We start from the raw sequence: 5,525 nt of genomic DNA, 5'->3' as shown, positions 1-5,525 counted from the left end.
GCCCCCGCCCCGACCGGCCGCTGCCGGCCGGGAGCGGCACCGCGCCGTGCCGGACAGGTGCCGCGCGGGGAGCGGTCCTACGCTCGCCCCGTGAGGCACCTCGGGTCAACGGGCGCTCGACCGACGCGTGCCGCGGTCGCCTCGGACCCGGCCGCGGGGGCGGTCACGACGGCGGCCGAGGGGGTGGGTCGGACGTGAGGGCGACGCCGCGCAGCGTGGGCCCGATCGCCGTGGTGGGCGCGCTGGGCGTCGTCTTCGGCGACATCGGCACCAGCCCGCTGTACGCGCTGGACGCGGTGCTGCGGACGGCGCCCGACGAGTCCCGCGCGGTGGTCTACGGAGCGACCTCGACCGTCATCTGGCTGATGATCTGCGTGGTGGGCATCCTCTACGTCCGGCTGCTGCTCCGCGAGGACAACCACGGGGACGGCGGGCTCCTGGCGCTGCTGACCCTGGTCCGCAGGGACCGCCGGACCTCCGTCCGTGCCCGGTCCGCGCTGACGGTGCTCGGGATGGTGGGGGCCGCGGCCTTCCTCGGCGACAGCCTGATCACCCCGGGCATCTCGGTGCTGTCGGCGGTGGAGGGGCTGGAACTGGCGGCCCCGGGGCTCACGGGGTTCGTCGTGCCGCTCGCGGTGTGCGTGCTGGTCGCGCTGTTCCTCGTGCAGCGTCGGGGCACCCAGGCCATCGGGCGGTGGTTCGGGCCGGTCATGATCTGCTGGTTCGCGCTCAGCGCGGGCGTGGGGCTGGCCGCGATCGTGCGGCACCCCGACGCGCTGGTCGCACTCTCGCCCCACTGGGCAGTGCTGTACTTCGCGCAGCACCCCCACGCCGCGTTCATCTCGCTGGGCGCGGCGGTCCTCGCGGTCACCGGGGCGGAGGCGCTCTACGCCGACATGGGGCACTTCGGACGACGGGCGGTCACCCGGGCGTGGATGCTGGTGGTCATGCCTGCGCTGCTGCTGACCTACCTGGGCCAGGCGGCGGTCCTCGCCCGGGGGCCGGTGACCGGGTCGGCCTTCTACGCCCTCGTCCCTACCTGGCTGGCGCTGCCGGCCGTCGTGGTCGCCACGGCGGCGACCGTCATCGCCTCCCAGGCGGTGATCTCCGGAACGTTCACCGTCGTCCACCAGGCCGGCCGGCTGCGGCTGCTCCCGCCGGCCCACGGCAAGCTGCGCGGGCCGGGGGTCTACCTGCCGGTGGTCAACTGGCTGCTGCTGCCCGGCGTCATCCTGCTGGTCGTGGGTTTCGGGAGCTCCGCGGCGCTCGCCTCGGCATACGGGCTGGCCGTGACCATCACCATCACCGTGACCTCGCTGCTGCTGGTCGTGCGGCTGGCGCGGTCGAGGCGGCGGGCGGCGCTGCTGATCGCCGTCGCGGTGCTCTGCCTGGTGCTGACGGTGCTCGCGGCGAACCTGCCGAAGGTTCGCACCGGGGGCTGGCTGCCGCTGCTGGTGACCGCCGTGCTGGCCACCGTGATGTACGCCTGGTGGACGGGGCGCGCCAGGGTCCGCGCCGCCACGCGCGCGCTCGCCCTGCCGATCGGCGCCGTCGCCGAGCAGGTGCGCGGGCGCGGCGACGGGTTGGTGCGGCCGGACGGCACCGCCGTCTTCCTCGGCCACGACCTCCAGCGCGCGCCACTGGCGGTCCGGATGCAGCTGGAGAACGAGCGCAGCCTGCACCGTCAGGTCGTGATCCTCTGCGGTCGGACCTTGGACCGGCCCGCCGCCGGCACCGACAGCACCCCGGTCGTCGACGCCTCCGGCGCGGACGTCGGGGTGTGGGTGGTGCGGGTGAGCATCGGCTACGACGACGTCTTCCGGCCCCGGCAGGTCCTCGCGTCGGCCTCGTTGCTCGACCCCTCCCTGCCGAGCGCCGTCGGGGCGACCTATGTACTGTCCGAGGCGCGCGTCGCGCCCGTGTCGCAGGGTGTTCTCTCTCGGGCGCGCTGGCGCGTCTACCGGCTCCTGGACCGCTTCACCTCCCACCCGGCGGACCTGCTCGACGTACCGGACGCGACGACGATGATCGTCGGCCGCCGCATCCGCGTCCGCTGAACCACCCCGACCGGCGCCGGTGCCCCGTCCGCTGAACAGCACCGCCCGGCCCGCGGAGCCCGGTGCGGTGCGTCGCACCGCGCGAGGATCGCAGCCCGTACCCCGTCGTCCTCGCGCGAGGCTCCGACGCGGCGAGATGCCGCGCCGGGCGCCGCGGGCCAGGCGGCGGGCGGGTAGCGGCCCGCACCGAGACGTTCCCGGGGGCGACCGCCGTCGCCGGGCTCATGCGCGGGCTGTTCAAGCACAGCAGCGCCAAGCGCGACCTGCTCGGCGGCACCGCCGAGGTGCACCTCGGCTCCGCCAACGGCGCGCCGGCCGTGCTGGTCGTGGTGGTCGTGGCCGGGGGGCGGGTCGTCGGGGTCTTGCTCCCGGAAGTCACCGCCGACGGCTCGCCGCGCCCCGCAACCAGGTCACCCCCCGACAAGCTCCGCCGTGCGACCCGTCGCTGGGCTGCCTCCGAGCCCGGGGAACCGCTCTTCCACGCCTTGGTGGGACCTGCTCATGCGCCGGCGGTCGTACCTGAGGCTGGCCTGCGCGACCGTCACCCGACAGCCCGGCCGCGGCCCGGACTCCCCGGTGAGCCCCCGGCCCGGCGCAGGGGTGGCGCGACGCCGACAGCCGCCGCCACCACGTACGCGTGGCCCACCTCGGCGTCGCATGCCGCCTCACGCGCACCATTCGTCGCCCGCGATCACCTCGTCCGGCACGGCATCCGGTGGAATGAGGCACACTTCGCCTCCGGCTGGGTAGCGGCACCGCATGCACGAGGACGAAGCAGCGGGTCGGATGTCGAGACCGGGGACGCGTGCGGGCACGGCGCCACCGTCCGCCGCGTCACCGGACCGCCTCACCGTGAGTAATGACATGGAGCCATCAACGGTGGGTAAGCGTCACGAACCACCCCAAAACGATCAAAGGCGACGGCCGGGGTCACGACTCCCGTGACGGGTGGAGGAAGGCAGAGCTGATGTCCCACCACCGCCATTCCGCGAGCAGCCCGCTGCTGACGGGCTTCCCCTCCCAGCGCCCGGACCCGCACGACCGTGGCGCCGTGCGGGTCGGTGCCGTCTACGACGGCACGGAACGGGTCGCGGAGGCGCGTACCCTGGCGCGGCAGTTCCTGTCGCGCGTCCAGAGACTCGAACCGGTGTCCCTCGGTTCCCGGGAGGCGCTCCGCCTCGTCGTCAGCGAGCTGGTCACCAACGCCCGCACCCATACCTCTGGGGGCTACTCCCTCGCCCTGGAGCACATCCCCGGCACCGTGATCATCAGCGTCCGGGACACCAGCCCGGAGATCCCGGCCGCCAAGCCACGCGATCCCCGCCGCATCGGGGGCCACGGCCTCCACATCGTCACCACCCTCTGCGACTCGTTCCAGGCCAGCCGCAACCACGGAGGCAAGCGCATCACCGCCACCCTGCGCCTGTGGCTCCCCCGCTGACCGGAGGAACCGCACCGGCGAGCCCGGCGCCCCGGCTGCGCCGCGGCAGCGCCGCGAGCCGACCGCGGCACCGCGCGCCGGTCAGCGCGTGCGGCCCCGGGCCTTCAGGTGGACCGGGGGCAGCGCCGGGGCGGTGAGCGCGGCACCGTCGTAGCCCTCGACGCTGCCGAAGCGGCTGCCGGCCGCCCAGTCGGCGCGCGCGGAGGCGACCTCCTCGTGCGACCGCCCCACGAAGTTCCACCACATGACGAGCCGTTCGTCGAAGGGCAGGCCCCCGAGCAGCATCACCTTCGCGTCGGTGTCGGCGCGGACGGGCAGCTCACGGCGGCCCTGGCCCAGGTAGAGAAGCGAGCCGGGTTCCACCCGGACCTCGTCCACGGTGCAGGCACCGGACATCGCCAGCACGGCGTACTCGAACTCCTCCACCAGCGGGAGCCGGGTCTCGGCGCCCTCGGCGAGCGCGAGGTCGACGCCGGTCAGCGGGGTGTGGACGGTGCCGGGCGAGGTCGCACCGTCGAACTCCCCCAGGATCAGCGTGCCGTTCACACCGCCGCCACCCGCGAAGGTCGGGAGCTCGCGGTGGTGCTCGAAGGCGGGCCCGGTGTCCTTGTGCTCCTGCGGCAGCGCCACCCACAACTGCGCACCGTGCAGCAGCCGGGCGTGTTCCCGGGGTGATTCCTCCGAGTGGGAGATGCCCCGGCCGGAGGTCATCAGCGCCAGCTCCCGCGGCCGGATGGTGCTGAGACTGCCCAGGCTGTCGCGGTGCAGCACCTCCCCGTCGTGCAGCCAGCTGACGGTCTGGAGCCCGATGTGCGGGTGGGGCGGCACCTGCATGCCGGCCTCGCCCGCGATGTCGTCCGGGCCGTAGTGATCGACGAAGATCCACGCGCCCACCATGCGCCGGCCGAGGCTGGGCAGCAGCCGCCGCACCACGGTGGACTCACCGAGCGGGGTCAGCCGGCCCGGCAGCAGATCACGGGTGGGACCGGGGTGCCGTTCGGCGCCGCAGTCGGCGGGTGCGGGCCGTGCGTCGAGGTTGCTCATGGCACGAGCATGCCTCAAGGGCGGGCTCAGGGCACGAACGGGGCCCAGGCGCCGTCCTGGTGGACGTAGCGCGGGTTGTCCCCCACCCCGCTGGTCCGGAACGGGTCGCCGTCGCGGTCCAGCCGCACCGTGCCGCGCTCGGTACCGCTGCTCCACTCGGCCTCCAGGTACCAGGCGCAGTCGCAGTCCGCCGCCCCCGCCTCGACCCGCACGGCGAGGGGCTCGTCGTCGTCGACCTGGAACGGCAACCGCGGCGCGGGGAGCGGCTCGCCGCTCTCGCCGTCGAACCCCTCGGTCGGCCGCGCCCGGGGCGCCGGGTCGTCGAGGTCGACACGGAAGGCGGCGAGCGACAGCGCCCCGCCGCACCCCATCCCGGTGGCGTAGACCGGCCACTCCAGCGGCTCGTCACGGTCGACGACCCGGACGTGCAGCGCCTCCACCACCACCGGACCGGCGCCGTTGGTCCGCAGGGTGGCCTCCACGACGCTGGCTCCGCCGTGCACGGCGTCGTTGTCGTCCACCCAGCGCTCCGCGTCCTGCGCCACCGGCGGACCGGGCACCCCGGCCGGCTCCCGGTCGACCAGGTACTCGTGTCCGCAGTCCTGCGGCCAGACGTCCGGTCGCACCGTCCAGTCGAGCGGCACCGGGTCCGGGCGGCCCCCGGTGCCCGGAGAGTCCTCACCGTCCGCTCCGGCTTCGCCGGAGCCTGGTCGACCGGCGGCCGAGGCGTCGTCCTGTCCGGTGGGAGCCGTGGCCTGCTGCCCGCCGCCGGTGTCGGTGACGTCGCCCCGCCACGGCGCGACCACGGCGGCGGCGACCAGGCCCACGGCCAGGAGCACGGCGGCGGCCGACGGCCACCGGCGGCGCCGGAGCGGGGCGCCGGAAGCCGGGTTCTCCGGAGCGGCGGCACCGGCCCCAGGGACGACGACGCGACGGTGTGCCGGATCGTGACCCCTGGGCCGCCGGAGCGGAACTCCTGCGGC

4 protein-coding genes are annotated in these 5,525 nt (G+C 75.1%); 2 read left to right on the top strand and 2 right to left on the bottom strand.

The genetic code is table 11. The features are described from left to right. Nucleotides 1–194: 194 nt before the first annotated feature. Together HCJ92_RS21675 and HCJ92_RS21670 are read left to right on the top strand one after the other, a co-directional pair. The gene (locus HCJ92_RS21675; protein ID WP_167935302.1) at nt 195–2,057 is read left to right on the top strand and encodes a KUP/HAK/KT family potassium transporter; all 1,863 of its coding nucleotides are present in this window, start codon (nt 195–197) and stop codon (nt 2,055–2,057) included. A 967-nt stretch (nt 2,058–3,024) separates the two neighbouring features. Next, complete coding sequence (locus HCJ92_RS21670) at nt 3,025–3,498, top strand: ATP-binding protein (RefSeq protein ID WP_167935301.1); 474 nt, start codon at nt 3,025–3,027, stop codon at nt 3,496–3,498. An 81-nt stretch (nt 3,499–3,579) separates the two neighbouring features. Here the strand turns inward: HCJ92_RS21670 and HCJ92_RS21665 are convergent, their stop codons facing one another. Both HCJ92_RS21665 and HCJ92_RS21660 read right to left on the bottom strand, forming a co-directional pair. Further along, the gene (locus tag HCJ92_RS21665) at nt 3,580–4,542 is read right to left on the bottom strand and encodes a pirin family protein (protein ID WP_167935300.1); all 963 of its coding nucleotides are present in this window, start codon (nt 4,540–4,542) and stop codon (nt 3,580–3,582) included. 26 nt (nt 4,543–4,568) lie between these two features. After that, nucleotides 4,569–5,381 (bottom strand): hypothetical protein, encoded by an 813-nt coding sequence (locus tag HCJ92_RS21660; RefSeq protein WP_167935299.1) that lies wholly within the window; start codon nt 5,379–5,381, stop codon nt 4,569–4,571. Between the last annotated feature and the right edge of the window lie 144 nt (nt 5,382–5,525).

It is taken from the genome of Streptomyces spiramenti (assembly GCF_012034385.1).
GTDB lineage: Bacteria > Actinomycetota > Actinomycetes > Streptomycetales > Streptomycetaceae > Streptomyces > Streptomyces spiramenti.
Note: the sequence above shows the minus strand (reverse complement) of the source record. Positions and strands in the feature narration are given on the sequence as shown.